Source organism: Glycomyces sambucus (assembly GCF_900102815.1).
Classification (GTDB): Bacteria; Actinomycetota; Actinomycetes; order Mycobacteriales; family Micromonosporaceae; genus Glycomyces; species Glycomyces sambucus.
Map to the genome: position 1 here is coordinate 808574 of NZ_FNGF01000001.1, position 25883 is coordinate 834456.

The following is a 25883-nucleotide window of genomic DNA, read 5'->3' on the forward strand; positions in this document are numbered from 1 at the left end:
GGCAGCCGAACTCACAGGTGCACAGGGGACGCGAACTCGCCGGGCGGTTGTACCGTGGGGCGATGAGCTTCGGACGATCCTCTCTGACCCGCCGCGGCGCCTTCGTCGCCGCCGGCTCGGCGGCCGCACTCGGCCTCGCCGCGGCCTGCACGAAGGAGAACGGGACCATCTCGGAGGACGGCGGCTCCTCCGAGGAGCCCCAGAGCGCGGCGAAGGTCCAGATCACCCCCGCCGACGGCTCGGCCGAGGCCACCGCCGCCACCGAGATCGCCTGGACCGTCGAGAGCGGCGAGTTCCAGGAGTTCGCGCTGGCCGACGCCTCGGGGGCGGCCGTCGAGGGCGCGATGCACCCGGACGGGACCACCTGGGTCCCCGCGAGCCCGCTCGAATGGGAGGGCGTCTACACCGCGACGGTCACCGCCGCCGACGAGGCGGGCCTGGTGGCGACCGCGACCTCCACGTTCACCGTGATCGCCTCCCCCGGCCAGCGCATCGGCATCGAGAACTACCTGCCGGGCCAGGACTCCACGGTCGGGCAGGGCGCGATCCTCGCGTTCCGCTTCACCGACCACGAGATCCCCGAGGACCTGCGGCCCTCGGTCGAGCGGCGCCTGTTCGTGGCCTCGGAGCCGGAGCAGGAGGGCTCGTGGCACTGGATCACCGGCCGCGCGCTCGAGTACCGGCCCAAGGAGTACTGGCAGCCGAACTCGCAGGTCACGGTCCGGCTCGGCCTCGGCGGCCTGGACCTGGGCGAGGGGTACTACGGCGAGTTCGACCAGGAGACGGCGTTCGGCACCGACTCGGAGGCGCGGCTGCTGGAGGCCGACAACGACACCAAGGAGATGCGGGCGTACCTCGACGGCTCGGTCGTGCAGACCATCCCGATCTCGCTGGGCTCGGACGAGCCGATCGACGGCAACGACGCGCGGTCGTTCTCGGGGACGATGACGATCATGAGCCGCGAGGAGTCCTCGACGTTCGTCTCGGACCTGTACGACTACGAGACCGACGTCAAGTGGGCGATGCGCCTGACGTTCTCGGGCCAGTTCATCCACGGCGCCCCGTGGGCGGCCGACCGGCTCGGGGTCTCGAACGGCTCCCACGGCTGCCTCAACGTCTCCGACGAGATGGGCGAGTGGATCTACAACTTCGTGCGCTGGGGCGACCCGGTCGTGGTCATGAACACCGGTGTCGAAGTGCCCCAAGGGGACGGCTTCACCGGGTGGTCGCTGGACTGGGAGACGTTCAAGGCCGGCTCGTACCTGGACTGAGACGCGCGAGAAGGGCCCGGCATCTGCCGGGCCCTTCTCGCTGCGCGCTAGACGTGCTCGTCGTGCCGGACCTTCGGGTCGGCGGCCTGCGGGTGCTCCTCGAGGATGCGGCGGTGCGCCCAGCGCTCCACGAAGAAGGAGGCCACCGGGACGGTCCCGCCGAGCAGAAGGCCCACGGTCTGCGGCCAGAACTTCCAGCCCGCCTGCTGGGCGAGGTGGAAGCCGAGGACCAGGTAGACCATGTAGCAGAGGCCGTGGATCGGGCTGATGACGGTCACGAGGACGTCGTCGCCGCCGAAGTACTTCAGCGGCATGGCCACGAACATGAGCAGGATGAGGAACGTGCCGACGATCCAGGCGACGATGCGGAAGCGTTTCAGAGCGGCGTTCAAGCGTGGCTCCCCTGGGAGGATTCGGATGGTGACCGCCGCACGCCCGCGGCGTGGTCGTGGCGGGCCTCGATGATCGCGGCCTCGAACGGCGAGGTCATCGGGGGCGGCTCGGGGCGCCCGCGGCGCGGCGCCTCGCCCTCGGGGCGGTCCTTGCGCAGCTCCAGGCGCATCTGCCGCACCCACAGGGCGATCGTGAAGACCGCGAACAGCGGCCATTCGAGGGCGTAGCCCCAGCTGATGGCGTTGCCGTGCTGGGCGCGGCCGAGCTGCCACCACCCGAGCAGCCCGAAGGCGACCGTCAGGACCACGGCGAAGCAGTGGAGGACGATCCAGGGGGGCGTCAGCAGCCGTCGCACCGCCCCAGACTATGGTGACCGACCCGATGTTGCCGCCGGGGGGCCGTCCATGGTGACATAGGCCGGTGACTCAGGACCTTCCCCGGGCGGGCGCCGTGCGGGCCTACCCGGCCCCCGACGCCGCCGCCGTCCGCGAGCTGCTCCTCGACTGGTGCGGCGCCGACCCCGAGGACGCCGACGACGCGGTGCGCGCCCTCGGCGCCCTCGACGCGGACGCCCGCGAACTGGGCGACCGGCTCTACCAGAGCATCGCCGGCGACATGGGCGGCAAGAAGTGGCTGCCCTGGCCCAAGCCGCCCGCCGATCACCCGCTCGCGAGCCTGTTCCCGGTCCTCGCGGCCGTCCCGGACATGCTCGCGTTCCACGCCGAGCGCGGCATCGACGAGGACCTGTCCCGGCGCCTCCTCGGCGACGTCGGCGAGAAGCTGCGCCTGAACCGGCGGCTCTACGGCCGGGCCGGGCTCGACGTCGCGCACTGGTTCACCGGGCACGTGCGCGGCTCGCTGTTCCAGCTCGGGCGGCTCCAGTTCTGCGTCGAGGGCCCCGACCCGAAGCCGTTCGCGGGCCTGCACATCCGCGGCGAGGGCGGGCCGCTCACGCTCGACGCGGTGCGCGACTCGGTCGAGTGGGCCCTCGAGTTCCTGCCCGCGGTGTTCCCCGAGCGGTACGCCGGTCCCGAGGACCTGGTGTTCGTGTGCGAGTCGTGGCTGCTGGACCCGCAGCTCGGGGACTGGCTCCCGGAGAAGTCGAACATCCCCGGGTTCGCGGCCCTGTTCGCGCTCGAAGGCGAGGGCGACCCGGGCGGGAACCGCTCCGACCTGTGGCGGTTCGTGTTCGCGCGCCCCGAGGACGTCCCGGTCGCCGAGCTCCCGCAGGACAACACCCTCCAGCGCTCGGTCCTGGCCGGGATCAAGGCGGACGTGCAGTGGCGCAACCGCTTCGGCCGGCTCGACCTGGCGCGGCTGGGTCTGTAGGGGAACGCCCGTCCAGGGGCGCGGAGCGCGGGCGAGGCAATAGGCTGTCGTCATGCGCATCGTCATCGCCGGATCGAGCGGCTACCTCGGCAGGCCGCTGATGGAGGCCCTCGCGGGCCACGACATCGTCCGGCTGGTCCGCCACCGGCCCGACGAGGAGAACGAGATCCAATGGGACCCTTACAAGGAGCCCCTGGACCCGCAGATCCTCGACGGCGTCGACGCGGTCGTGAACCTCTGCGGCGCCTCGATCGGCGGGCGGCGCTGGAACGACGCCTACAAGCAGCGGCTGCGCACCACCCGCGTGGTCCCGACGACCGTCCTCGCCGCGGCCGTGGCGCAGGCGAAGGTCCCGGCGCTCATCAACGCCTCCGCGATGGGCTGGTACGGCGACCGCGCCGACCTGGAGGTGGACGAGAGCTTCCCCGCCGCCGCGGACTTCCTCGGGAAGCTCTGCCTCGCGTGGGAGCAGTCGACGGCCGCCGCCGAGGAGGCGGGCGCGCGGGTCGTCCACCTGCGCACCGGGCACGTGCTCGGTCCGGGCAGCCTGCTGGTGGCGCGGCTCGCCCCGGCGTGGAAGCTGCTGCTGGGGGGCCGCTTCGGCAGCGGGCGCCAGTACCTGAACTGGATCTCCCTGCGCGACTGGACCGCCGCGGCCAAGGCGATCATCGAAGGCGACGTCTCCGGCCCGGTCAACATGGTCGGCCCGCACGCGGTGCGCAACAAGGACTTCGCGAAGGCCCTCGGCGCGGCCCTGCACCGGCCCGCCCCGTGGATCATCCCGGGCTGGGCGGTCAAGATCGTCGCGGGCGAGGCCGCCGTCGAGATGCTGCGCGGCTCGAACATCAAGCCGGGCAAGCTGGCGGAGATGGGCTTCGAGTACCAGGACCAGACCGTGCTCGAGGCGTTGAGGACCGCGATTCCGCGCTGACCCGCCGCCCCCGCAACGCACCTGAGACCGGCCCCACTGGTGTGGGGCCGGTCTCTTGTCCTTTCACGACCGGCCCGCCGGACGTAAAGTTGAACATGTTCAACTCACCTCTCTTCAGGAGCGCCCGCATGGTGTTGCTTCACCCGGTGCCCCCGCCCCCGTGGCCGCGGTTCATCTCCACCGTCCGAGTCCTCACCGGCGTGCAGGTCGCGCTGGTCATGGTCTGCGGGAACTGCTCGTTCGGGTGGCCGCTCCTCGCCGCGTTCACCTGGGCCACGGAGCGATTCGACTGGCATGAGGACGCCGTCGGGTTCGCGGTGCTCTGGGCCTGGGTCGTCGGCTTCGCCGCGATGCTGATCTACGCCTCCTTCACCATCCGCTGGGCCGCTCTGGCGGACCGCCGAGCGCGGGCCGCGATCATCGTCGGAACGGCGGTACTGGTCGCCTTCACCGTCGCGTCGATCTCGCTCACGGGAGGAGACCCGCCGATGGTCGGCATCATCCTCATCACCGCCGCACCCTCGCTCATCGTCCAACTGATCGTCCTGCGGTGCGTCTACGGCAGGGAAGGCCGCCGCTGGTTCGAGCACGGCCCGAACCCGAGCGGGCCGGAGCGGTAGGCGCGCGGCACTGCCTCGGACCGGTCGTTCGGTGGTCGGCGCCCGGCTGAGCGACACTTGGGCCATGACCCCACCCAGGGAAGGCCGGGACAAGCCGCGCTCGATCAGCCTCGCGCAGGCCGGGCTGTGGCTCCAGTTCGGATACCTCGTCGGTGGCGGGCTGCTGTCCTCCGCGTTCGTGCCCTACCCGTTCGGCGCGCTCATGCTGGCCGCGGCCGGGGACGGCCTCGCGGTGCTGCTCCTCATCGTGGGCGTGCCCGCGCTGGGGATGGGCGCGGGGCTGCTGACCCTGATGATCGCCGACGGGTTCCCCGGGGCGCGCACGGCCGCGACCGTCGCGTCACTGGTCCTCGCCGCCGCGGCGGTCGCCGTGTCCTTCGCCTCCCCGATCCCGTGGATCACCTTCGCGACCGCCCTCCCGTGGTTCGCGCTCCAGGCCATGACCGTGGTGAACCTGCGCACGGCCGAGGCGGACCGGTGGTTCTCCGGCTCCGGCCCGGTGGCCCCCGAGCCCTAGACTTCAGGGACCGCCCACCCGGAGGACCCGCCCATGCTGACCCCGCCTTCCATCCCGCTGCCCCCGGAGCTGCTGCACCGCAAGCCCGGCACGGTCACCACCGCCCAGGTGATGCTGTGGCTCCAGTTCTCGTTCCTCATCTGCTGCGGCGCGGGGACCGGGCTGATCGGGGTGTTCTGGACCTCGGTGGACTTCGGCGACTTCGCGTTCGACACCGACCTGACCGACGTCATCGAGGACCTCGCCGCGCTCGTCATCCTGGTCGTGGTGGCGACGATCCTGGTCGTGATCCTCTACGGCGTCCTGGCGGTGAAGATCGGCGCGGGCAGGCGCTGGGCGCAGGTCGTGACGATCCTGGTCATGCTCGCGACGATCGTGGTCGGCTTCCTGGGCCTGTACACGGGCTTCAAGACGGACGACGAGGCCGGCGCGGCGGTCGACGGGTCGCGGCTGATCTGGACGCTCCTGGGCCTGTCGATGCCGCTGGTGACGCTCCTGTGCCTGTTCACGGGCTCGGCGAACCAGTGGTTCCGCCAGAAGGGCCGCGAACCGCTCAGGGACGTGCCGCCGCAGGTGCCGCAGTACCGGCCGTACTGAGGGCCTCGCCGAGCGCGGCGATGTTGCCGCGCACGGCCGCCTCGTCGCCCAGGCCCTCCACGAGCAGGAGCTGGCGGGCGACCCCGGTGGCCGCCGCGGACGCCGCGAGCCGTTCGGCCACGTGCGATGCGGTGCCGACGGCGTGGCGATGGACCATCCAGTCGACGTAGGCGCCGTGGTCGCGCTGCGCGCGGCCGGGTTTGAGGGACACGTACTGGCCGACCCCGCGGGTGAGCAGTTCGGTGAGCGAGGCGCGGAGCCGGTCGGTGTCGGCGGGCGCCTCCACGACCTGCGCGAGGTGGGTCGAGACGTGCTCGGCCGCGTCGGGATCGCGCCCGGCGTCCTCGGCCGCTTCGCGCCAGGCGCCGATGAGCGAGCGGTGCTCCTCGTCGGGGGCGTGCATGCCGAGCATGAGCGGGAGCCCGAGGCGCCCGGCGAGGCGCGCGGTGCCCTCGCCGGTGGCGGCGACCCAGATGGGCGCGCCGGTGCCCGGGGGCATGACCCGGACGGGCAGCACGTCGAAGAATTCACCCGTGTGGGCGACCTCGGGCTCACCGGAGAGCCAGCTCGCGAGCAGCCGCAGGCCCTCTTCGAAGCCGCGCTCGTAGCGTTCGAGTCCGGTGGCGAACACGTCGAGGTCGATCCAGGGGCCGCCGCGGCCGACGCCGAGGCGGAAGCGGCCGGGGGCCAGCGCGTCGAGGGTGGCGGCCTCCTCCCCCAGGGCCACGGGGTGGCGGTTGGAGAGGACGGCGACGGCGGTGCCGACCTGGATGGTGTCGGTGGCGGCGAGGAGGTGGGCGGCCATGAGGGTCGCGGAGGGGCTGGCGCCGTACTCGATAAAGTGGTGCTCGGCGGTCCAGACCCCGTCGAGTCCGGACGACTCGGCCTGGCGCGCATAGGAGACGACTCGGCGGAGCGCCGCCGCCGGTGCGGTACCGGGGAACACTCCGCCGAGCAGGAACACGTCGTGTGCACTCATGCACACCACTCTATGGCTTGTGGACGAGCGCGCCGGGGCCGCGGAGGGCCGGTGGCGCGGTCGCTCCGCGACGCGGCACCTCCATGGCACTGTGGCGCAGCACTTCCATGGCACAGTGGCGCAGCGCCTCCATGGTTCAGTGGCGCAGCATCTCCGCGACGAGGAAGGCGAGTTCGAGCGACTGCTGCGTGTTCAGGCGCGGGTCGCACGCGGTCTCGTAGCGGTCCGAGAGCTGGTCGTCGCGGATCTCCTGGGCGCCGCCGACGCATTCGGTGACGTCCTCGCCGGTGAGCTCGATGTGGATGCCGCCGGGGTGGGACCCGATGCGGCGGTGGACCTCGAAGAAGCCGAGGACCTCGTCGACGACCTGGTCGAACGCGCGGGTCTTGTACCCGGAGGCGGCCTCGTAGGTGTTGCCGTGCATGGGGTCGCACTGCCACACGACCTTGCAGCCGGCGGCCTCGACCTTCTCGACGATCGGCGGGAGCACGGTGCGGACGTTCTTGTGCCCCATGCGCGTGATGATGACGAGCTTGCCGGGGACGTTGTCCGGGTTGAGCTTCTGGCACATCTCCACGACCCACTCGGGGGTGGCGGTCGGGCCGATCTTGCAGCCGACCGGGTTCGCGACGCGCGAGAGGAAGTCGATGTGGGCGCCGTCGAGCTGGCGGGTGCGCTCGCCGTTCCAGACCATGTGGCCGGAGAGGGCGTACGCCTTGCCGTCGAAGATGCGGGTGAGCGCGCGGTCGTACTCGATGGCGAGCATCTCGTGGGAGGCGAAGACCTCGGCGGTGTGGAGGTTGTCGTCCTCGACGCCGCAGGCGGCCATGAAGCGCACGGCGCGGTCGATCTCGCGGCCGATGGCCTCGTAGCGCTCCCCGGCCGGGGAGGTGCGCACGAAGTCCTTGTTCCAGTCGTGGACGGCCATGAGGTCGGCGAGGCCGCCGCGCAGGTAGGCGCGGAGCATGTTCATGGTCGCGGCGGAGTTCGCGTAGGCGCGGATCATGCGCTGCGGGTCGACGACGCGGGCCTCTTCGGTCGCTTCGAGCGAGTTGAACATGTCGCCGCGGTAGACGGGCAGGCCGAGCGAGTCGGTCGCGGCCGAGCGCGGCTTGGAGTACTGGCCGGCGACGCGGCCGACCTTGACGACCGGGAGCGACGCGCCGTAGGTGAGCACGACCGCCATCTGGAGGAGCGTGCGCATGTTCGCGAGGACGTGGTGCTCGGTGTTGTCGATGAAGGTCTCGGCGCAGTCGCCGCCCTGCATGAGGAAGGCGCGGCCTTCGCACACGTCGGCGAGGAGGGAGCGCAGGTGCTCGACCTCGTAGGGCGCGACGATCGGCGGGACTCCGGCGAGCACGCCGGCGACGTCCTCGACCTCGGCGTAATCGGGCCACGGGGGAACCTGCTCACGGGGCAGGTCCCGCCAGGCGTCGAGCTGATAGCGCTCGGCTTCGTCCTCGTCGGCGACGACGGGGACGAGGCCGGGGTTTCGCAGGTCATGCCATTGGCGGTTCACGCCGATATCGTACGCGGGCGGCCGGGGAGGCGGCGACGCCGATTTGGGTGTCCCATGGTCTGGGCCTCACCGGGGACGCGACACACTCGGGCGCGCGGAGACATCCCACCTTTGGCGGCGCGTCTAGGCTGGTCGGGTGCGCAAGACGACGATTGAAGAGTGGCTGACCGACCTCGCGTCGGAGCAGCCGGCGCCCGGTGGGGGCGCCGCGGCGGGGGTGAACGCGGCCATGGGCGCCGCCCTGGTCTCCATGGTGTGCAACCTGACGATCGGGAAGCCCAAGTTCGCCGAGCACGAGGCGGTGATGCGGGAGGTCCTGGCCGAGGCCGAGCGGCTGCGGCTGGAGGCGCTCCAGCTCGCGGAGGACGACGCCGAGGCGTTCTCGGGCGTCGTGGCGGCCTACAGGCTGCCGAAGTCCTCCGACGAGGAGAAGGCGGCGCGGACCGCGGCGATCCAATCGGGCCTGATCGAGGCGGCGGCGGTGCCGCTCGCGGTGGCGCGGGTGGCGGCCGAGGTCATCAAGCTGTCGGGCCGGGTCCTGGAGGGCTCGAACCCGAACGTGCTCTCCGATGTGGCGGTGGCGGCGTCGGCGGCGAAGTCGGCGCTGGAGTCGGCGGCCCTGAACGTGGACATCAACCTGGTGTCCATCAAGGACGCCGGCGAGCGCGAGCGGCTCGCGGGCGCGCTCAACGAGGCGCTCCAGGCGAAGGTGCAGGCCGAGGCGATCATGCACGCGGTGGCGAAGCGGATCCGGGCATGAGCGACATCGACGGGCGCGCGGTCGCCAAGCAGATCAGGGCCGAGGTCGCCGCGGCGGCCGCGAAGCTGCGGGCGGACGGGACCGTTCCGACCCTCGCGGTGGTCGTCCCGACCGACGACGAGGGCACGGCCTGGTACGTGCGGTCGATCAAGAAGGCCGCCGAGAAGGAGGGCGTCGACTGCCGCGTCGAGCAGCTGACCGCGCCCGGCCGGGCCGAGATCATCGCGAAGCTCGAAGCGCTGTCGGCCGACCCTGAGGTGCACGGGATCATCTGCCAGACGCCGCTGCCCGAAGGGGTGACCCTCGCCGAGGTCGGCTGGTACATCAGCCCGTTCAAGGACGTCGACGGCGCGAACCAGGAGAGCCTGGGACGCCTGGCGCAGGGCCGGCGCACGTTCGCCCCGGCGACGGCCGCGGCCGTCCTGGAGCTGCTCAAGCACGAGGACCTGACGCTCGCGGGCGCGCGGGCCGTGGTGGTCGGCCGGTCCACGGTGGTCGGCAAGCCCGCGGCGCTGCTGCTGCTCAACGAGTCGGCGACGGTGACGGTGTGCCATTCGCGGACGAAGGACCTCGCCACGGTGTGCCGCGAGGCGGACGTCCTGGTGGCGGCCGTGGGCCGCGCGGAGATGATCGGCGCGGACTTCGTGAAGCCGGGTGCGACGGTGATCGACGTGGGCACCAACCCGACCGACGACGGCGGCCTGGTCGGCGACGTCGACTACGCGGCGGTCGCGCCGGTCGCGGGCCGCCTGACGCCGGTCCCCGGCGGGGTCGGCCCGGTGACCACGGCGCTGCTGCTGCGCCACACGGTCGAGGCGGCGGAGCTGTCCCTGACGCACCCGTAGACCTGCGAACACGTCGACGGCCGATCGCCCGGCAGGGCGGTCGGCCGTTTCGCGTGCACCCGAAAGGCCCTGGCGCGGCCTGGGGAAGGCCCCCCGGTTCTCCAAGCTACCGGCCCGCACCTGAAGGGGACCTGAAGCCGACCGCGGCACCGTCTGCGGCCGTGCACGGCACAGTCGGCGCCGCCCGCTCGTTCCACTCCCGCCGCATGCTCCCGCCCCGTGCGATTCGCCCGGAAGATCCGCATCGATCCGGGTCCGGCTAGTGGCGGATACCCGACAGACACGGGCCGTCACCGGACGTAGCGTTAAGACTCCGCACGCAAAGGAGGTCACGAATGACACGTCGTCTTGCCTTCGTGGCGACCGTCGCCGCCATGATCGTGGCGGTGTCGAGCCCGGCGATGGCGTTCCAGCACGACCGGGTCCACAATCCGGTCCTGCACTGGACGCTCGACATCGCGACCCTCGCCATCGTGGTCGCGCCCATCTGGACGGCGCTCCTGTGGGGGCGGGGCCAGAACAAGTGGCTGCTGGTGGGCCTGATCGCGATCGTACAGGTGCCCGTGGCGATCCTCGGCTTCTCACCGGGGGCCTCGGCCCTGTTCGCCGGCGGCGGCCTGTTCGCCGGGCTCGCGGTCACGACCGCGGCGATCGTCTACACGCGACGGGCCACCCGTCTGGAGAGCGCCCAGGCGCAGGCCCGGGTCGCCGAAGGCGATTGAACCCGGCCCGGCAGGGGCCGCACCGGCCGGGCGCGCGGTGACCGCGCCCGATACAACTGGATCCGCAATGACGAGGTACCGCCGGGCGCGGCGCCCCGAGCCCAGCTCGAAGCCGCGCACCCGGTCGCCCTCGCGGAGCACCCGCAGCAGCGGGCAGCCCGCGAAGGGGCCGTCGAACCCGCCAGTGGCGGGGTCGCGGTAGGCGTGCCAGGAGCAGTGCTCCTCGCCGACCCAGCCCCAGGCCCGGTGGGTCTCGGCCCCGGCGAACCGGTACACCCCGACGCTGAGCAGCCGCCCGGCGACCGGGCGGCGGTAGAAGTCGGCGTCGAGACCCGCGACAGGGACGCCGTCGAAGTCGACGTCCGCGAGGGTCTTGCGATACGTGAAATCGGCGAGATGCGGGATCTCGCCGATTTCCTCTTCCTCAAGGGGATCTGCATAAGCCACGGGCACGCCCGGTCTAACGACCGGGCGTGCCCGTGGTTGCGCGTTCACTGTGCATTGCGGCCGACTCGCCTTCAGCTCCCCTTCAGGAGCCCCGGACTACCGTTGCGAACCGGGGGCCCACCCCAGGGCTCCGATCGGCTCTCGCCGTGCCCGGCTCCAGGTCCCCTCCGCTCGGCCCGTTCGGCATCCCGCCGGGCCTCGCTTCAGCTCCCCTTCAGGTCGCCCCCGCTACCGTTGCAAACCGGGGGCCCACCCCAGCGGCCGTGGCCGGCCTGCGGTGTGCCCTCGGCCGGAACCGGCCGCGGCGTGCGCTACACGCCGAAGAACACCTCGGCGTCGGCGTAGCGCTCGACCGGCACGGTCTTGAGCACGTCGGTGCCCTCGTTGATCGGGATGCGCACCACATTGGTGCCCTGGAGCGCCATCATCTTGCCGAAGTCGCCCTCGCTGACCGCGTCGGCGGCCTCGAGGCCGAGGCGCGTCGCCAGGACCCGGTCGAACGCGGTCGGCGTGCCGCCGCGCTGGAGGTGCCCGAGGATGATCGCGCGGGTCTCGATCTCCGCGCGCTCCTTGATCTGCGCCGCGACCCAGTCGCCGACGCCGCCGAGCTTCACGTGGCCGAACGCGTCGACCTCGCCGTCCTTGAGGACCATGCCCTCCTGGGCGTGCGCGCCCTCGGAGACCGCGACGATGGTGGCCTTGCCGGCCTCCTTGCGCTCCTTGACGAAGTTCGCGACCTTCTCGATGTCGAACGCGACCTCGGGGATGAGGACCACGTTCGCGCCGCCGGCGATGCCCGCGTGCAGCGTCATCCAGCCCGCGTGGCGGCCCATGATCTCCACGACGATGCAGCGGTCGTGCGAGTCGGCGGTCGTCCACAGGCGGTCGATGGCCTCGGTCGCGATGTTCACGGCCGTGTCGAAGCCGAACGTGTAGTCCGTGCCCGACAGGTCGTTGTCGATCGTCTTCGGCACGCCCACGCAGTTGACGCCGTCGGCGGTCAGCTTCGTGGCCACGCCCAGGGTGTCCTCGCCGCCGATGGCGATGAGCGCGTCCACGCCCAGGTCCGCCATGTTCTTCTTGATGGCCTCGACGCCGCCCTCGATCTTGTAGGGGTTGGTCCGCGAGGAGTGGAGGATGGTGCCGCCCTGGTCGAGGATGTTCTCGACGGTGTCCCAGTTCAGCTCCTGGGTGATGCCCTCGATGGGGCCCCGCCAGCCGTACCGGAAGCCCACGAACTCGTGGCCGTATTCCTTGGTGCCCTTACGGACCGCGGCTCGGATGACCGCGTTGAGACCGGGGCAGTCGCCGCCGCCGGTGAGCACGCCAATGCGCATGCGTCTAACTCCCTAGAAGATGAGGACTGTTAACTGGGCGGCCTCATTGCCGAAACACCGCCCACCATATATCGGGGCCCGGGAGCGGCGACCAGGGGTTCCGGAGCGCGACCCGGCATGGGACGGGCGCCGGAACGCCATCAGTGGTGGGACTCGACCGCGCGCTCGGCGCGCGTCGCCTCCAGCGTCTTCCAGCGCGCGAGGTTGAGCTTCGCGTCGGTGAGCGCGTCGTGCATGTCGGCGTCCGGGGTCACCGGCAGCTCGGGCCGGCCCAGGTCCTCCCAGCGCTGGCGCAGGTCCTTGGTCATCCGCGGGAGCGCCCGCGGCAGCTCCGGCATCGTGCCCCACAGCTGCGCGAGGACCACGTGGTCGTACGCGCCGATCCACGCCCACAGCTCCACGCGCTCGCCCGGGTGGCTGCCGGTCTTGCGGCGCACCGGCTCCACGAGGAACTCGTAGAGCTCGTCGCGGATCGTGGACCGGTCCTTCCAGAGGTGGCTGGAGGGGGCCGGGAGCTTGTCGAGGACGTTGCGCCGCACCCATTCGATGGCCCGCGACGGGTCGAACTCGGTCGACACGGCGTAGTACTCGCGGCCGCGCTCGTCGACGACGGCGATCGAGACCAGGTCGATGGTCCGGCCGTCCTCGATGAACTCGGTGTCGTAGAAGTAGCGGTACGCCACGCATCGGCCTTTCGTATGATCACGGGCGGTCTGTTCGGCCCGAATCGGGACCCGCCCGTATGTCGCCGGGCTGGAGTCGACGCTACGCCATACGATCAGGCAGCCGGAATCTGACCTCGCAATCTGCATATGAGAAGCGCGATACCGGACAATAGACGCGAAAGCACGTAGACTCGATCGTACGCTCGGCCGAGCGACAAGTGCACCGTCTGGACACATGACCCAACGGAGCGTGAAGTTTCCGACACCGGGCCCTGTACAACGACGGAAAAGACAGCGATCATCGGAGGGAACCCGCGGACCCGGGACCCACCGAAGGGGGAGAACTATGGGTGTCAGCCCATCTGAAGACCCGCTTGCAGGCGTCGCCATGTTCGCCGGCCTCGACCCGCAGGCCCGGCGACAGATCGCAGGTGTGGCGGTACAGCGCCACTACCGGCGTGGGCACCTGCTGTTCTTCGAAGGCGAGCCGGGCGAGTCGCTCATCATGATCCGCTCGGGAGCCGTCAGCGTCTTCAGGACCGCCGCCACCGGCGAGCGGGCCATGCTCCACGTCGCGCGCGCACCCGAGGTGCTCGGCGAGGTGTCCCTCCTGGACGGGTCGCCCCGGTCCGCCAGCGCGGAGGCCCTGGAGGACACGTCGGCGCTGGCGCTGGCGCGGTCGTCGTTCCTGGAGCTGGTGCACGGGAACCCGAAGATGCTCGACGCGGTGCTGCGGTCGATGGGCATGATCGTGCGGCGGTTGACGGAGCAGTCTTCGGACCACGTGTTCCTGGACCTGCCGGGCCGGGTGGCGAAGACGCTGGTGCGGCTGGCGGAGCAGCACTCCTCGCCGATGACGACGATCGAGCTGAACCAGACGCAGCTGGCCGAGATGGCCGGGGGCTCGCGCCAGAGCGTGAACCAGGCGATAGGGATCTTCGCGAACCGCGGCTGGCTGCGGACCGAGGGCCGCAAGATCGTGGTGGTCGACCTGCCGGCGCTCAGACGCAGGGCGGGCTTCGGGGGGCCTGAGTAGAGCGGAAGCGCGGTGGAGCCCGAGTGAGCGCGGGCGACACTTGTAACCCGTTCGGGTGAAGCAGCAGAACTGAACCAGTGCAGAGGCAAGGCGCGGCGCGGACCGGTGGGGCTACCCCTGCTGTCCGCGTTCTTTGACTTTCGCGGCGTACTCGTCGACGTAGTCCTGGCCGGAGAGCTCCCGGAGGGCGTCCATGACCTCGTCGGTGACGGCGCGCTCGATGAAGCGGTCGCCCACGAGCTCCCGGTACCGGTTGAAGTCGTGCGGGGCCCCGAACTTGATGCGGACGCGGCCGATGCGGGGGATGCGGCGGCCGATCGGCTGAAGCTCACCGGTGTTGAGCATCGCGACGGGCACCACCGGCGAGCCGGTCTGGAGGGCGAGGCGGGCCACGCCGGTCTTGCCGCGGTACAGGCGACCGTCAGGCGAGCGGGTGCCCTCGGGGTAGATCCCGAACAGGCGGCCCTCGGAGAGGACGCGCTCACCGGTGTCGAGGGCGACGTTCGCGGCGTCGCCACCGGCGCGGTCGACGGGGATGGCGCCGACGGCGTTCATGAAGGACCGCACGAACCAGCCCTTGAAGCCGGTGCCGGTGAAGTACTCCTCCTTCGCGATGAAGGTGACCCGGCGCTTGACGACCAGGGGCATGAAGAATGAGTCGGTCACGGCGAGGTGGTTCGAGGCGAGGATCGCCGGGCCCTCCTCGGGCACGTGTTCGAGCCCTTCCACCTTCGGGCGGTAGACCACCCACAGCAGCGACCCCAGTGTCGCCTTCAACAACCACCACATGATCACGCGTCCAAGCGTATCGGCAGCGGTCAATCCGGTCGATGGCGTCCGCCCCCGGGCGCGACGGGCGGGCCCTCAGCGGTGGCAGCGCGGGGCGGGCGCGTGCGAGAATGGGCACGCAGCGCGAAAAGGGACCACCCGGTCGCGGCCCGAGTGCCGCGGTCGTGCCGGGCGGGCCGCGCGCCCGTCATTCAGCCGATCCGGGAGGCGACGTGTCGATCGATTCCGAGGAGTTCACGTTCGACCTCGGTCCTGACGCCAAGGCGACGATGCTGCTGTGCCACGGGTTCACGTCGGATCCGGCCTCGATGCGGCCGTGGGGCGAGTACCTGCGGGACGCGGGCTTCAACGTCGTCGCGCCGCTGCTGCCGGGCCACGGCCAGACGTGGCAGGTGCTGGCGAAGTCGACGTGGCAGGAGTGGTACGGCCGGCTGGAGGAGGCGCTCGACGAGGCGCTGGCGCTGGGGCGGCCGGTGTTCGCGGGCGGCCTGTCGATGGGCGGGTCGCTGACGCTGCGGCTGGCCGAGCAGCGCGGCGGGGACCTCGCCGGGCTGGTGCTGGTGAACCCGGCGATCTTCGACGACAAGCGGCAGGGGTTCCTGGCGCCGGTGCTGCGGTACGTGATGCCGTCGGTGGCGTCGATCGGGTCGGACATCAACATGCCGGACACGCGCGAGAAGACGACGGACCGGACGCCGGTGGCGGCGTACGCGTCGCTGCGGCGGCTGTGGAAGGTGACCCGGCCGGAGCTGGCGCGGGTGACGGTGCCGCTGCGGATCTTCACGAGCGCGCAGGACCACGTGGTGAGTCCGCGCAACAGCGCCGTGGTGCGGGCGGGGGTGCGGTCGAAGGACGTGGAGTCGACGGTGCTGCCGCGGAGCTTCCATGTGGCGACCCTCGACTACGACGCGGAGACGATCTTCGCGGGGAGCGCGGCGTTCATGGAGCGGCAGCTGTCGAAGGCGCGGAGCGTCCATGACTGACCGGGGCGAGGAATCCGAGCGCAGCGAGCAGGAGGACGGCCGCGAGGGCGAGCTGCTGCCCGAGGACGTGGACCGGCGGTTCAACGAGCTGATCAAGGACCTGGAGGACTCGGGCGTCGGGTCGTCGAAGTCCTTCGGGACGGACGAGGATCCGGCGGAGCCCGCTCCGGCGGCGCCGCCGTCGTCGACCCAGGACGAGGAGCCGGGTCTGCTGGAGCTGTGGGACGCGGAGCTGCCCGACGACGAGGAGGACGACTACGATCCTCCGGATCCGCCGCCGGTGCCGTGGCCGAGCCTGCCCGCCGTGGGCGGGGTCCTGCTCATCATCGCGGGTCTGGCGCTGCTGGTGAACCCGACCATCGCGCCGCTGGGCACGAACCCGGGCCGCCTGGTCGGCTTCTGCGGCTTCCTCATCGGCGTGTGGCTCCTCATCAGCCGCCTCCGCCCGGACAAGGACGCCGACGACACCGACGACGGCGCCGTGGTCTGACCCCGGCCGGGCGCGGACGACTGGCGACCGCACCGCACCGCACCGCACCGCACCTCACCTCACCTCACCTCACCTCACCTCACCTCACCTCACCTCACCTCACCTCACCTCACCTCACCTCACCTCACCTCACCTCACCTCACCTAAGAGTCTGACTCCCCGCTTCAGCTCCCCTTCAGCATCACCCCGGTAGCGTTGAAACCGGGGGGCCATCCCCAGCGCCCCGACCGGCCTCCAGCGTGCCCTGCCCCGGTCCCGCCGCACCTTCTTCAGCGCAGCTTCAGTTTCCCGGAAGTACCTTCGAAACCGGGGGCCCTTTCCCAGCGCTCGGCCGGGCCCTTTGCGTGCGCCGCTTCAGCTCCGCTTCAGGTTCCCCCTAGTAGCGTTGGAAACCGGGGGGCCTTCCCCAGGCCCTTGGCGGGCCTTTCGTGTGCGCCGGGTTCAGTCCTTCTTGCTGGCGAGCCAGGAGAGGATCGCGTCGAGGAGTCCTTCGGCGCCAGCGCCCTTGAACACGTCGTCGGGCGAGCCCGCGAAGGTCAGGGGGGCGATGCCGTAGGCGTCGGCGACCGCCTGGGTCTCCTTCGTCTGGGTCTCGGACTCGGCGACGACAAGCAGCACCGAGGGATTGCCGACCGGGGTCGGCGGCTGCTTCGGGACCTTCTGCGGCGACACGAGCACCAGACCGGCGGCCGGGTACCGGCCCGCGGCGAGCGCGGCCCAGGCCGCGCCCTCCTTGTGCCCGATGAGGACCGCCTGCCGCGGCACGGTGACCGCGGCCTGCACGATGTCGTGCGCGCGCGCCTCCAGGCCGCCTTCGGCGATCGGCGTGCCGCCCTGGCCGCGCACGCTCACCGCGGCCGCGTACCGGCCGGAGGTGGCGATCCGCTTGAGCCACAGGGCGTTGAAGGCGGCGGCCCCGGCCGGGTCGCCGGTGCAGCAGAGCACCGGGCTGGCCTCGGGGTCGTCCTTGATGTCCATGTCGAAGAGGTCGGCGGGCTCGAAGAACGCGTACTCGCGCTTGACGGGGGCGGGAGCGGGGGTGCGGGCGCGCCGGACCCAGGCGGCGAGGCTCATTTGGCGGGCTCCTGTTCGAGGGTGTCGATGATGCGGCCGAGGCTCGCGAGGTACACCTCGGCGTCCACGGCGAGCCGGTGGCGCGGCGACGTCCCCGCCGGCTCCCCCGCGTCCTGCTCGGACTCGCTGCGCACCTGGAGGCGGAAGTTCGCGGCCCGCTCGGGGTCGCTCTTGCGCACCAGGAGCCAGTGGGCGATGGCGTGGGTCTGCCAGTGGACGATTGGGAGCACGCCCACCCCGGGCTCGACGAGCCCGGCGACGGCGAGCGTTTCCTTGCGCGGAGAGAACATGCGCGCGTACAGGTTCGGGTAGGGCGAGTCGCCCTCGATGCCGAGCAGGCGCGGCTCCACCGAGGTGAACTTCGGCCGGTACCCGGTGGCGAGGACGGTCAGGTCGGGCCGCATCTCGGTGCCGTCGGCGAAGGACACGTCGAAGCCGTCGAAGCGGGCGACCTCGCCGCGGCGCTGGATCGACCCGTCGCCCACGTGCTCCATGTACCGGCCGTTGCGCACCGGCTCCTCCTCCGAGGGCCGGCTCTCGGCCGTGACGCCCATGCGCGCGGCGAGGCTCTCGGGGCCCTTGAGGAGGCGGTCGGTCAGGAAGCGGCGCAGGAACTTCGGGCGCGAGTTCAGGCGCGCGAGCGCGTAGTCCGCGGGCTCGCCGCCGAGGTACTTCGGCAGGTGCCGGGAGCCGCGGCGCACGGAGTGGACGCAGCTCGCGGCGTTCACCGCGGCCTCGCACGCGATGTCGGCGCCGGAGTTGCCGCCGCCGATGACCAGGACGTGCTTGCCGCGCAGCCGGGACGGGTCCTTGAGCTGCGAGGAGTGCAGGACCGTTCCGCGGAACTGGTCGAGCCCGGGGTAGGACGGCAGGTTCGGGGACCAGTGGTGGCCGGTGGCGATGATGACCGCGGCGTAGCGCAGGCGCCGGGCGGCGTTCCCGGCGGCGGGCTTGACGACGACCTCGAAGCGCGAGCCGTCGACGGGCTCGACGTGGGAGATCTCGGAGCCGTACCAGATGTGCTCGGACAGCCCGAAGTGCTTGGCGTACGAGGTCAGGTACGTGAGCATCTGCGCCGCGGACGGGTAGTCGGGCCAGTCGTCGGGCATCGGGAAGTCGGGGATCTCGGTCTGGGACCGGGAGGTGACCAGGTGCGTGTTCGGGTACAGCGGGCTGTGCTGGTTCTGCGGGTTCCACAGGCCCCCGAGGACGGTGTCCCGCTCGTAGCAGTCCACTTCGAAGCCGTTCTCGCGGAGGTTCTTGACCGCTATGAGTCCCGACGCCCCGGCGCCGATCACGCAGACGGCCTCGCCGCGGTCGTACGCGGCCTGGGAGGAGTACTCCTGCAAGGGACGGTCTCCTTCTGTGGGCATTGTTCTGTGCCGGACGGGCGCCCCCGGCGCGGTGCGGCCTGCGGGCCGCAGGGGTGAAATGCGCCGAAAGACTGAGAGCAGATTACCGTGAGCGGACCTCGTACTTTCGGGGGAGGTAGGCTGCGCCCGTGCTGTTCGAGCTGTGGAAACATCCGCGCCCCGAGGCCCCGGTGTTCCGGCGCGACGGCCAGGTCGTGGTCGCCTCGCACCGCCTCGCCCGCGAGGTCCTCGCCGACCGCGAGCGGTTCTCCGCGGCGAACGCCCTGGACGCGGTGGTCCCGATCCCCGCCGGCCCCCTCCGCGAGCTGGCCGCCCACCGGTTCCGGCTCCCGGCCACGCTGGCCAACAACGACACCGCGACCCACGGGCCGATCCGCGAGCGCTTCGGCGAGGTCTTCGCGCCCGCGCGCGTGGAGGCGCTGCGGCCCTGGCTCACCGGCCTGGCCCGGCGGACGGCCGCGGGCGTCGCGTTCCGGCTGCGCGCGGGCGAGGCGGTCGACCTGGACGCGGCGGTCTCCTCGGAGATCCCGCTCGCCGCGCTGGCGCGGCTGATGGAGCTCGACGTGCTCATGGACGACACCGCCGCGACGGCCGAGGTCAAGCGGTTCAGCCGCGCGGCCCTGGAGCTGTTCTGGGGCGACCCGACCCCCGAGCGGCAGCGCGAGCTGGCCGGGACGACCGGTCCCTTCCATGCGCTGCTCCGCGGTTGGGCCGCCGAGTCGACCGGCGCCACGAGGGCGCTCTTCGAGGCGTACGGGGAGGACGCGGCGACGGCCGCACTGTTCTTCCTCCTGGTCGCGGGCCAGGAGACGACCTCGCAGTTCCTGACGCTGCTGCTGCACCGCCTGGTCGTGGAGCCGGGCCTGCTGGGCTCGGCGCCGACCGCGATCGTCGAGGAGGGCCTGCGGCTGCTGCCGCCGATCACGTCCTGGCGGCGGGTCGCGCTGCGGGACACGGAACTCGACGGGGTGCCGGTCGGCGCGGGCGACTCGGTCCTGGTGTGGCTCGCCGCGGCGGGCGCCGACGAGGGCGTGGCCGAGTGCCCGGCGGGGATGATCCCGGGCCAGCGCGGTTCGCGGCGGCACCTGGCCTTCGGTGCGGGGGCGCACCGGTGCCTGGGGAGTCAGTTGTCGCGCTTGGAGGCCGAGGTCGTGGTCGCGGAACTCGCGCCGCTCCTCCCCCGCTGCGAGGTGGTCGCGGCCCCGGTCAGCGACCCGAACCTGTCCTTCCGCATGCCGAGTCCGCTGGTGGTCCGGTTGCGGCGCTGAGGAGAAAGGTGACTCAGGGACGGCGGCCCGACGGCCCGACGGCCCGACGGCCCGACGACACCATCGCACCCGGTTTACGGTCGGCCCGGCACGATCCGGCCGACACCCGGATCCACCTGCTGCGAAATCTCGTTGCACTGCGGTGCAGGTGCTTGCGACGCTTGCCGGATGCCTGAGCCGCTGAAGTTCCGCCAGCGCGGTGCCGCCTACGTCCTGCGCCGCCGCACTGAGCAGACCGGGATCGAGGTCCTGGTGATGCTCCACCAGGACCACCCGGAGGCGGGGGTCCAGATCCCCGGCGGCGGGGCGCGGCCCGGCGAGACGCCCGGGGAGACGGCGATGCGCGAGGCGTTCGAAGAGACCGGTGTTCAGGGCCTCGAATTCGGAGAGGTGCTGGGCAGCAAGCTGATAGCGGTTCCGGAGTGGACGGCCCACGACCACCAGGTGACCACCTACTCGTGGCTCGCGGCCACGGATGCGCGGACCGCCTGGGACCACACGGTCGCCGTCACCGGGGACGAGGACGACGGGCTGCGGATGCGCTGCGAGTTCCGGCCGGTCGCGGCGGCGGGCATCGACTGGGGTCTGGACTGGCTGCTCGACTTCGCGGTGCCGAGGTTCGCGGCCTGGTGGGAGGCCCCGAAACCAGTGTCCGCATAGCAGTCGTACGTGCGTCATGCGCACAGTGAAAAGAGGTGCCCGATCTGGCGCGCGATGCGGGCGCCGGGGGTAGGGGCGCCCGCATCGCGTTGATATGGCCTGAGTTGGACCAGATCGCTGCCAAATGTAGCGGAGCCCGGCAACTCTGCTCGGGCGTCGGGGACGCGGTGCCGGAGCGCCGGGGAGACGAGGCAAGCGCGTCGGGGACACGAGGCCAGTGGATCAGGGACGCGAGGCCGAAGTGCCGGGAACGCGAAGCCGGTGCGTCAGGGGCGCGAGCCGGGCTCGGGGAGGAGGAACCACTCGCTCGCGGCGAGGCGGAACGCCTCCGGGTCGAGCTTCGCGGCGTCTTCGGGGATCCAGCCGAGGCGGTCGCCGGGCAGGTCGGTCAGGTTCTCGTACTCGGCGATGCCGAGGTCGCGGGGCCAGGAGCCGATGACGACCGCGGCCTCGATGCCGCGCCGTTCCAGGGCTTCGAGCGTGAGCGCGGTGTGGTTCAGGGTCCCGAGGCCCGCCCGGACGACGACGACCGCGGGGCAGCCGAGCTCGACGGCGAGGTCGCGCGCGGTCCAGCCGTCCTGGCCGAGCTGCACCAGGAGGCCGCCGGCGCCCTCGAGGAGGACCACTTCGGCCCGGGAGTCGAGGACGGTGTCGGCGACTTCGGCGAGCTTGAGCAGCGGCAGGCCGCTGCGGCGGGCGGCGGCGAAGGGCGCCAGCGGGTCCGGGTAGGAGGCGAGGGCGCGGGCGGGGGCGCCGGAGAGGCGGGTGATCTCGGCGGCGTCGTCATCGTCGCCGGTCTGGGCGATCTTGACGACGTCGACGCTGCGGCCCTGCCGGATGAGCGCGGCGGCGAGTCCGGCGGTGGTGACGGTCTTGCCGACGCCGGTGTCGGTGCCGGTCACCAGGACCGGGCCTTCGAACGGGATCACGGGCGTGCCTCCAGGACGGTGTCGAGGGCGTGCGCGAACTCGGCCGCGGGGACGCCGGTGTTGACGGTGATGCGCAGGCGGGAGCGGTGGTCGGGGGTGGACGGGGGCCGGAAGCAGCCGACGGCGACGCCGCGCTCGGCGCAGCGGGCGGCCCAGGCGGTGGCGGCGCGGGCGTCCCCGGCGGGCGGGGAGCAGACGCCCGCGGCGGGCGCGGGGGCGTCGAGGACCGCGGCGGCGAGGGCGGCGCGGCGGGCGAGTTCGGTTCGGGCGCCGTCGGATTCGCGGGCGATGTCGAGCGCGGCGGCGGCCCCGGCGATGACCGCGGGGGGCGGGGCGGTGTCGTAGATGAAGGTGCGGCCGGTGTCGTGGAGGTGGCGGCGCAGGACGGCCGGACCGGCGACGACGCCCCCGGCGGCGCCGAGGGCCTTCGAGAGCGTGGCGGTGAGGACGACGCCCGGGTCCCCGGCGAGGCCGGCGGCGGCGACGCCTCCGGCGCCGTGGGGGCCGATCGTGCCGATCGCGTGGGCCTCGTCGACGAGGAGGAGCGCGCCGTGGGCGCTGGTGAGGGCGTGGAGTTCGCGGAGCGGGGCGGCGTCGCCGAGGACGGAGTAGACCGACTCGACGGCGACCAGTGCGGGCCGCAGCTCGCGGAGCCGTTGTTCGAGGTCGTCGAGGTCGTTGTGCGCGAACGTCTCCGGGCGGCCGACCGCGAGGCGGGCGGCGTCGTGGAGGGAGGCGTGGGCGTGCGCGTCGAGCAGGACCGGCCCGGAGGCGAGTGCGGTGACCGCGCCCAGGTTGGCGAGGTAGCCGGAGGAGTAGAGGACGGCGGTGCCGGTGCCGGTGTGGCGCGCGAAGTCCGCTTCGAACGCCTCGTGGAGCGCGGTCGTGCCGCGCACGAGCCTCGATCCGCCCGCCCCGAGCCCGTACTCGGCGAGCGCGGCCGCGGCGGCGTCGCGCACGCGGGGGTGCCGCGAGAGCCCGAGGTAGTCGTTCCCGGCGAGGTCGACGGCCTCGGTGCGGGGCCGGGCGGCGCGGGTGAGCCCGGCCTTGGCGCGCAGGTCGGCCTTGCGGGACAGGCGGTCCCAGACCTTCGCGACCGTGGCGGGTGGCCGCGGCGGGGTGGTGATGCCCTCGGCGGCGGCGGAGGTCCGCTCGGGTCCGGCGCCGCCGTCTCCTGCGGCATCCGCGGGCCGCGGCGGCGGCGGCGCTGCGGATCGCCGAGGCGCGGCGTCCGCCCGCTCCTGGGTGCCGGTCATGCCAGGACCTCGTCGATCGCGGCGTCGAGGGCGTCGGCGAGGAGGTCGGCCTCGTCGTCGCCGAGGGTGAGCGGCGGCATCACGACGACGGTGTCGCCGAGGGGGCGGAGCCAGACGCCGTGGGCGCGGGCGGCCTGGCAGACGCGGAAGCCGGTGCGGTCGCCGGCCGGGGCGACCTCGACGCCGATCATGGTGCCGAGGCGGCGGACCTCGACCACGCCGTCCTTGGCGGCTACCGGTTCGAGGAGCTTGCCTAGGCGGTCGCCGAGGCGCGCGGCGCGGGCGACGACGTCCTGCTCGCCCATGACGCGCAGGTTCGCCAGCGCGGCGGCGCAGCACAGCGGGTTCGCGGTGTAGGTGTGGCCGTGGAAGAACGTGCGCGGGGACGTGTCGCCGGGGCGGCTGAGGAAGGCCGCGAAGACGTGTTCGGCGGCGAGGACCGCCGAGAGCGGGAGGTACCCGCCGGTGATGCCCTTGCCGCAGGTGAGGAGGTCGGGGACGACGCCGGCGTGCTCGGCGGCCCACATGCGGCCGGTGCGGCCGATGCCGGTGGCGACCTCGTCGAAGATGAGGAGCGCGCCGTGGGCGTCGGCGAGGGCCCTTGCGGTGCGCAGGAAGTGCGCGTCGTGGTCGAGCATCCCGGCGGCGCCCTGCATCATCGGTTCGACGATGATCGCGCAGACCTGGTCGCCGTGGGCGTCCATGGTCGCGGTGAGGTCGGCGACGGCGCGGGCGCAGCGGTCGGCGCCGTTGGCGCGGTCGCCGGGCGAGGCGACGCCGATGGTCTCCAGCAGCAGGGGCCGGTACGCCTCGTGGAAGAGCTCGTGGCCGCCGACGGCGACGGCGCCGAGCGTGTCGCCGTGGTAGGCGTGGTCGAGGCGCACGAACTTGGGCCGGGCGCGGCCGGTCTGCGTCGAGTACTGGTAGGCGATCTTCAGGGCGGCCTCGACGGCGGAGGAGCCGTCCCCGGCGTAGAAGACCTTGGTGAGCTCGGGGCCGTCCCCTCTGGGGGCCAGGGCGACCAGGGCCTCGGAGAGCTCGATGCCGGGCGTGTGGGTGGTGCCGAGGAACGTGGAGTGGTCGAGCTTGGCGAGCTGGGCGGCGATGGCGGCGTTGACCTCGGGGTGGCCGTGCCCGAGGGTGGTGGTCCACAGTGAGGAGACGCCGTCGAGGTAGCGGCGGCCGTCGACGTCCCACAGCCAGGGCCCCTCGGCGCGGTCGACGACGGTGGGGTCGTCGCCGGTCCAGGTGGCGTGCTGGGTGAACGGGTGCCAGACGGCGGCGGCGTCCCTGGCGATCCAGGAGGCACTGGCGGACATCGCGGCTCCTTAGTGGTTTCCTACAAAGACCATTGGAGGATAGCGTCAGGCCCGGCGGGACCGGTGCGCCGACCACCGTTATCCGATCGAAGCCCGGCGTGCATCTGCCGTACCAGTGGGCTTAGGCTGGGCGCGGTTTCGCGTGTTCGGCCCGGACCGACGGCGTCCGTCCGGGTTTTTGCACTTTGAACACACTGGGATGCTTGACAACCTCCTGCGACAGCGGCAGACTGGTGACACTTGCGGCAATCGCGGAGGATTGTCACTTACCGCCCCTTCAGCCATCGCACCCCCGGCGAGGCACACGGAGCGCGGCGCCGCCCGTCCCGCGCGCCGGGCCGAGCAGCGCCACGAGGGCGGTCGGATCGTGGAATTGCAAGGAAGGCCCCGTGTCTGACCAGAACCCCAAGGCCGCCGACCCTGTCGGCGACCAGTCGGACGCCGACCGCCGTCCGCGGTTCTCCGACGTCTTCGGCGACCGCGAAGCGGCCGCCTACCTCGGCGCGTTCTGCCTCTCCAACGCCGGCTCGATGCTCAACCGGGTCGCCGTCACCGCCCTCGTGTGGGCGAACACGGGCTCCTCGGCGCTCGCCGTGGCCTCCTTCGCGATCAGCTACGCCCCCTACCTCGGCCTCGCGCAGGTCCTCGGCGCCGTCGTGGACCGGTACGCGTACCGGAACGTCATGGTCGCCTGCGACATCCTGCGCGCCGGACTGATCGCGCTGCTCCTCATCCCCGGGATGCCCGTCCCCGCGATGATGGCGGTGGTGTTCGCCGTGGCCGCGGTCCAGCCCGCGTACAACGCGGCCCGGACGGCGACGCTCGCGCAGATCCTCACGGGCGACCGGCTCTCGACCGCCATCGCGCTCACGTTCAGCACCGCGGCGGTGGCCCAGATCGTCGGGTTCCTCGCCGGCGGCCTGCTCTCCTCGATCGACCCGTACACGGCGCTGCTGGTGAACGCGGCCCTGTTCGCGGTCAGCGCGGTCGCGGTGCTCGGCCTGGTCCGGCACCGGCCCACGGTGAACCGCCGCGAGGACCGGCGCCACGTGCTCGCCGAGACCGCCGACGGGATGCGGATGGTGTGGGACAGCAAGGTCCTGCGCACCGTGTCGCTCGGCGTGTGGGGCCTGTTCGCGCTCACCGCGGTCCCCGAGGGAGTCGCGGTCCTGTGGGCGGTGCACCTCGACCGGGGCGCGGCGACCCAGGGCCTCATCATGGCGATCGACGCGGTCGGCACGGTCGTCGGTACGCTCCTGTTCGCGCGGCTCGTGCGGCCCTCCCTGCGGGGCAGGCTCATCCGGCCGCTCGCGTTCCTCGCGCCGCTGGCGCTCACGGCGGCGCTGCTCGACCCGCCGCTGCCCGGGGTGCTCGTGCTCGCGTTCGGCGCGGGCCTGGCGACCATGACGATGGCGCCGATGAACGCGACGCTCGCGCAGTGCATCCCGGACGGCTGGCGCGCCCGGGTCATCGCCGCGATCAACGCCGGACTCCAGCTCAGCCAGGGCATCGCCATCGCCGGGGTCGGTCTCGTCGCCGAACTCGGCGTGCCCGTGCCGTACGTCGTGGGCGCCTGGGGCGTCATCGGCTTCGGCATCCACGCGCTGCTCACCCGCGCGTGGCCCACGGACGAGGAGATCGAGGCCGCGAAGGCCGCCGCCGCGCCGCCGCCCCAGCCCGCGGCCTCCTGACGCGGAGGGGTTCCGCCGCCGGGCGGAGACGGCGGCTAGGCTCGATCGGGCGCCGCCCTTGCCGGACCGCGGCGCCGGGACGC

At 72.4% G+C, this 25883-nt stretch carries 27 protein-coding genes; 15 read left to right on the forward strand and 12 right to left on the reverse strand.

Annotated features, from left to right (window positions below):
- Nucleotides 1–62: 62 nt before the first annotated feature.
- Entirely contained in the window at nt 63–1271 is a 1209-nt protein-coding gene (locus tag BLS99_RS03785) for a L,D-transpeptidase (RefSeq protein ID WP_091043721.1), read from the forward strand.
- A gap of 47 nt (nt 1272–1318) precedes the next feature.
- Here the strand turns inward: BLS99_RS03785 and BLS99_RS03790 are convergent, their stop codons facing one another.
- Entirely contained in the window at nt 1319–1663 is a 345-nt protein-coding gene (locus BLS99_RS03790; protein WP_091043725.1) for a DUF3817 domain-containing protein, read from the reverse strand.
- Nucleotides 1660–2019 carry a hypothetical protein gene (locus tag BLS99_RS03795; RefSeq protein WP_091043729.1) on the reverse strand — a complete coding sequence of 120 codons (360 nt, stop codon included), beginning with the start codon at nt 2017–2019 and terminating at the stop codon, nt 1660–1662. Before BLS99_RS03795 ends, BLS99_RS03790 begins: the two co-directional genes overlap by 4 nt.
- Before the next feature lie 65 nt (nt 2020–2084).
- On the opposite strand from BLS99_RS03795, the gene BLS99_RS03800 reads away from it, so the two are divergent.
- The 5 genes from BLS99_RS03800 (at nt 2085) to BLS99_RS03820 (ending at nt 5658) form a co-directional block, all read left to right on the forward strand.
- On the forward strand, nt 2085–2993 hold the full coding sequence (locus BLS99_RS03800) for an acyltransferase domain-containing protein (RefSeq protein ID WP_143034675.1): 909 nt from the start codon (nt 2085–2087) through the stop codon (nt 2991–2993).
- A 52-nt stretch (nt 2994–3045) separates the two neighbouring features.
- Nucleotides 3046–3924 (forward strand): TIGR01777 family oxidoreductase, encoded by an 879-nt coding sequence (locus tag BLS99_RS03805; RefSeq protein WP_091043735.1) that lies wholly within the window; start codon nt 3046–3048, stop codon nt 3922–3924.
- A 128-nt stretch (nt 3925–4052) separates the two neighbouring features.
- Nucleotides 4053–4544 (forward strand): hypothetical protein, encoded by a 492-nt coding sequence (locus BLS99_RS03810; protein WP_091043743.1) that lies wholly within the window; start codon nt 4053–4055, stop codon nt 4542–4544.
- Between the two features lie 64 nt (nt 4545–4608).
- Entirely contained in the window at nt 4609–5061 is a 453-nt protein-coding gene (locus BLS99_RS03815) for a hypothetical protein (protein ID WP_091043747.1), read from the forward strand.
- 33 nt (nt 5062–5094) lie between these two features.
- The gene (locus tag BLS99_RS03820) at nt 5095–5658 is read left to right on the forward strand and encodes a hypothetical protein (RefSeq protein WP_091043751.1); all 564 of its coding nucleotides are present in this window, start codon (nt 5095–5097) and stop codon (nt 5656–5658) included.
- Here the strand turns inward: BLS99_RS03820 and BLS99_RS03825 are convergent.
- Together BLS99_RS03825 and BLS99_RS03830 are read right to left on the reverse strand one after the other, a co-directional pair.
- Nucleotides 5615–6637, reverse strand: coding sequence for an LLM class flavin-dependent oxidoreductase (locus tag BLS99_RS03825; RefSeq protein WP_091043754.1), 1023 nt, complete (start codon nt 6635–6637; stop codon nt 5615–5617). The two genes, BLS99_RS03820 and BLS99_RS03825, sit on opposite strands and share 44 nt — an antisense overlap.
- A gap of 136 nt (nt 6638–6773) precedes the next feature.
- On the reverse strand, nt 6774–8135 hold the full coding sequence (locus BLS99_RS03830; protein WP_342761254.1) for a class II 3-deoxy-7-phosphoheptulonate synthase: 1362 nt from the start codon (nt 8133–8135) through the stop codon (nt 6774–6776).
- A gap of 157 nt (nt 8136–8292) precedes the next feature.
- Between BLS99_RS03830 and BLS99_RS03835 the strand changes: the two genes are divergently transcribed.
- The 3 genes from BLS99_RS03835 to BLS99_RS03845 all read left to right on the forward strand — a co-directional run bounded on the left by BLS99_RS03835 (nt 8293) and on the right by BLS99_RS03845 (nt 10483).
- The gene (locus BLS99_RS03835; protein WP_091043761.1) at nt 8293–8916 is read left to right on the forward strand and encodes a cyclodeaminase/cyclohydrolase family protein; all 624 of its coding nucleotides are present in this window, start codon (nt 8293–8295) and stop codon (nt 8914–8916) included.
- Entirely contained in the window at nt 8913–9761 is an 849-nt protein-coding gene (locus tag BLS99_RS03840) for a bifunctional 5,10-methylenetetrahydrofolate dehydrogenase/5,10-methenyltetrahydrofolate cyclohydrolase (protein WP_091043765.1), read from the forward strand. The genes BLS99_RS03835 and BLS99_RS03840 overlap by 4 nt, the downstream gene beginning before the upstream one ends.
- Nucleotides 9762–10096: 335 nt before the next feature.
- Nucleotides 10097–10483, forward strand: a complete 387-nt coding sequence (locus BLS99_RS03845) for a hypothetical protein (protein ID WP_143034676.1) — start codon at nt 10097–10099, stop codon at nt 10481–10483.
- Nucleotides 10484–11241: 758 nt separating this feature from the next.
- Here BLS99_RS03845 and BLS99_RS03850 read toward each other — a convergent pair.
- A complete protein-coding gene (locus BLS99_RS03850; RefSeq protein ID WP_091043772.1) occupies nt 11242–12267 on the reverse strand; it encodes a 6-phosphofructokinase in 1026 nt (341 codons plus the stop codon).
- Nucleotides 12268–12407: 140 nt separating this feature from the next.
- The gene (locus tag BLS99_RS03855) at nt 12408–12950 is read right to left on the reverse strand and encodes a polyadenylate-specific 3'-exoribonuclease AS (protein WP_091043776.1); all 543 of its coding nucleotides are present in this window, start codon (nt 12948–12950) and stop codon (nt 12408–12410) included.
- 328 nt (nt 12951–13278) lie between these two features.
- Here BLS99_RS03855 and BLS99_RS03860 point away from each other — a divergent pair, with 328 nt between their 5' ends.
- Nucleotides 13279–13968, forward strand: coding sequence for a Crp/Fnr family transcriptional regulator (locus BLS99_RS03860; protein WP_198667126.1), 690 nt, complete (start codon nt 13279–13281; stop codon nt 13966–13968).
- Between the two features lie 111 nt (nt 13969–14079).
- On the opposite strand, the gene BLS99_RS03865 is transcribed toward BLS99_RS03860, so the two are convergent.
- Nucleotides 14080–14757: a lysophospholipid acyltransferase family protein gene (locus BLS99_RS03865; protein WP_091044862.1), complete on the reverse strand. Its 678-nt coding sequence runs from the start codon at nt 14755–14757 to the stop codon at nt 14080–14082.
- A 212-nt stretch (nt 14758–14969) separates the two neighbouring features.
- Between BLS99_RS03865 and BLS99_RS03870 the strand changes: the two genes are divergently transcribed.
- Complete coding sequence (locus BLS99_RS03870; RefSeq protein WP_218126218.1) at nt 14970–15740, forward strand: alpha/beta hydrolase; 771 nt, start codon at nt 14970–14972, stop codon at nt 15738–15740.
- Nucleotides 15733–16230, forward strand: coding sequence for a hypothetical protein (locus BLS99_RS03875; protein WP_091043783.1), 498 nt, complete (start codon nt 15733–15735; stop codon nt 16228–16230). The genes BLS99_RS03870 and BLS99_RS03875 overlap by 8 nt, the downstream gene beginning before the upstream one ends.
- A gap of 441 nt (nt 16231–16671) precedes the next feature.
- Here BLS99_RS03875 and BLS99_RS03885 read toward each other — a convergent pair whose 3' ends face one another.
- The gene (locus BLS99_RS03885) at nt 16672–17304 is read right to left on the reverse strand and encodes a hypothetical protein (RefSeq protein WP_091043791.1); all 633 of its coding nucleotides are present in this window, start codon (nt 17302–17304) and stop codon (nt 16672–16674) included.
- Complete coding sequence (locus BLS99_RS03890; RefSeq protein WP_245712140.1) at nt 17301–18653, reverse strand: flavin-containing monooxygenase; 1353 nt, start codon at nt 18651–18653, stop codon at nt 17301–17303. Before BLS99_RS03890 ends, BLS99_RS03885 begins: the two co-directional genes overlap by 4 nt.
- Nucleotides 18654–18805: 152 nt before the next feature.
- Here BLS99_RS03890 and BLS99_RS03895 point away from each other — a divergent pair, with 152 nt between their 5' ends.
- Together BLS99_RS03895 and BLS99_RS03900 are read left to right on the forward strand one after the other, a co-directional pair.
- Nucleotides 18806–19945, forward strand: coding sequence for a cytochrome P450 (locus BLS99_RS03895; RefSeq protein WP_218126220.1), 1140 nt, complete (start codon nt 18806–18808; stop codon nt 19943–19945).
- A gap of 168 nt (nt 19946–20113) precedes the next feature.
- Complete coding sequence (locus tag BLS99_RS03900; protein ID WP_091043797.1) at nt 20114–20605, forward strand: NUDIX domain-containing protein; 492 nt, start codon at nt 20114–20116, stop codon at nt 20603–20605.
- Between the two features lie 266 nt (nt 20606–20871).
- Here the strand turns inward: BLS99_RS03900 and bioD are convergent, their stop codons facing one another.
- From bioD to bioA, 3 genes are read right to left on the reverse strand one after another with little or no spacing between them, the layout of a single operon-like run.
- A complete protein-coding gene (bioD, locus tag BLS99_RS03905; protein WP_218126221.1) occupies nt 20872–21534 on the reverse strand; it encodes a dethiobiotin synthase in 663 nt (220 codons plus the stop codon).
- A complete protein-coding gene (locus BLS99_RS03910) occupies nt 21531–22790 on the reverse strand; it encodes an aminotransferase class I/II-fold pyridoxal phosphate-dependent enzyme (RefSeq protein WP_176953191.1) in 1260 nt (419 codons plus the stop codon). Before BLS99_RS03910 ends, bioD begins: the two co-directional genes overlap by 4 nt.
- Nucleotides 22787–24109: an adenosylmethionine--8-amino-7-oxononanoate transaminase gene (gene bioA / locus BLS99_RS03915; RefSeq protein WP_091043800.1), complete on the reverse strand. Its 1323-nt coding sequence runs from the start codon at nt 24107–24109 to the stop codon at nt 22787–22789. The genes BLS99_RS03910 and bioA overlap by 4 nt, the downstream gene beginning before the upstream one ends.
- A gap of 389 nt (nt 24110–24498) precedes the next feature.
- Here bioA and BLS99_RS03920 point away from each other — a divergent pair, with 389 nt between their 5' ends.
- Complete coding sequence (locus tag BLS99_RS03920) at nt 24499–25800, forward strand: MFS transporter (RefSeq protein WP_091043803.1); 1302 nt, start codon at nt 24499–24501, stop codon at nt 25798–25800.
- Nucleotides 25801–25883 lie beyond the last annotated feature (83 nt).

Bases quoted from the DNA above. Each gene is read 5' to 3' on its own strand.
- BLS99_RS03785 (WP_091043721.1), top strand. From the start codon at position 63: ATGAGCTTCGGACGATCCTCTCTGACCCGCCGCGGCGCCTTCGTCGCC.
- BLS99_RS03805 (WP_091043735.1), top strand. From the start codon at position 3,046: ATGCGCATCGTCATCGCCGGATCGAGCGGCTACCTCGGCAGGCCGCTG.
- BLS99_RS03810 (WP_091043743.1), top strand. From the start codon at position 4,053: ATGGTGTTGCTTCACCCGGTGCCCCCGCCCCCGTGGCCGCGGTTCATC.
- BLS99_RS03815 (WP_091043747.1), top strand. From the start codon at position 4,609: ATGACCCCACCCAGGGAAGGCCGGGACAAGCCGCGCTCGATCAGCCTC.
- BLS99_RS03820 (WP_091043751.1), top strand. From the start codon at position 5,095: ATGCTGACCCCGCCTTCCATCCCGCTGCCCCCGGAGCTGCTGCACCGC.
- BLS99_RS03825 (WP_091043754.1), bottom strand. From the start codon at position 6,637: ATGAGTGCACACGACGTGTTCCTGCTCGGCGGAGTGTTCCCCGGTACC.
- BLS99_RS03840 (WP_091043765.1), top strand. From the start codon at position 8,913: ATGAGCGACATCGACGGGCGCGCGGTCGCCAAGCAGATCAGGGCCGAG.
- BLS99_RS03845 (WP_143034676.1), top strand. From the start codon at position 10,097: ATGACACGTCGTCTTGCCTTCGTGGCGACCGTCGCCGCCATGATCGTG.
- BLS99_RS03850 (WP_091043772.1), bottom strand. From the start codon at position 12,267: ATGCGCATTGGCGTGCTCACCGGCGGCGGCGACTGCCCCGGTCTCAAC.
- BLS99_RS03860 (WP_198667126.1), top strand. From the start codon at position 13,279: ATGGGTGTCAGCCCATCTGAAGACCCGCTTGCAGGCGTCGCCATGTTC.
- BLS99_RS03865 (WP_091044862.1), bottom strand. From the start codon at position 14,757: ATGTGGTGGTTGTTGAAGGCGACACTGGGGTCGCTGCTGTGGGTGGTC.
- BLS99_RS03875 (WP_091043783.1), top strand. From the start codon at position 15,733: ATGACTGACCGGGGCGAGGAATCCGAGCGCAGCGAGCAGGAGGACGGC.
- BLS99_RS03885 (WP_091043791.1), bottom strand. From the start codon at position 17,304: ATGAGCCTCGCCGCCTGGGTCCGGCGCGCCCGCACCCCCGCTCCCGCC.
- BLS99_RS03900 (WP_091043797.1), top strand. From the start codon at position 20,114: ATGCCTGAGCCGCTGAAGTTCCGCCAGCGCGGTGCCGCCTACGTCCTG.
- BLS99_RS03910 (WP_176953191.1), bottom strand. From the start codon at position 22,790: ATGACCGGCACCCAGGAGCGGGCGGACGCCGCGCCTCGGCGATCCGCA.
- bioA (WP_091043800.1), bottom strand. From the start codon at position 24,109: ATGTCCGCCAGTGCCTCCTGGATCGCCAGGGACGCCGCCGCCGTCTGG.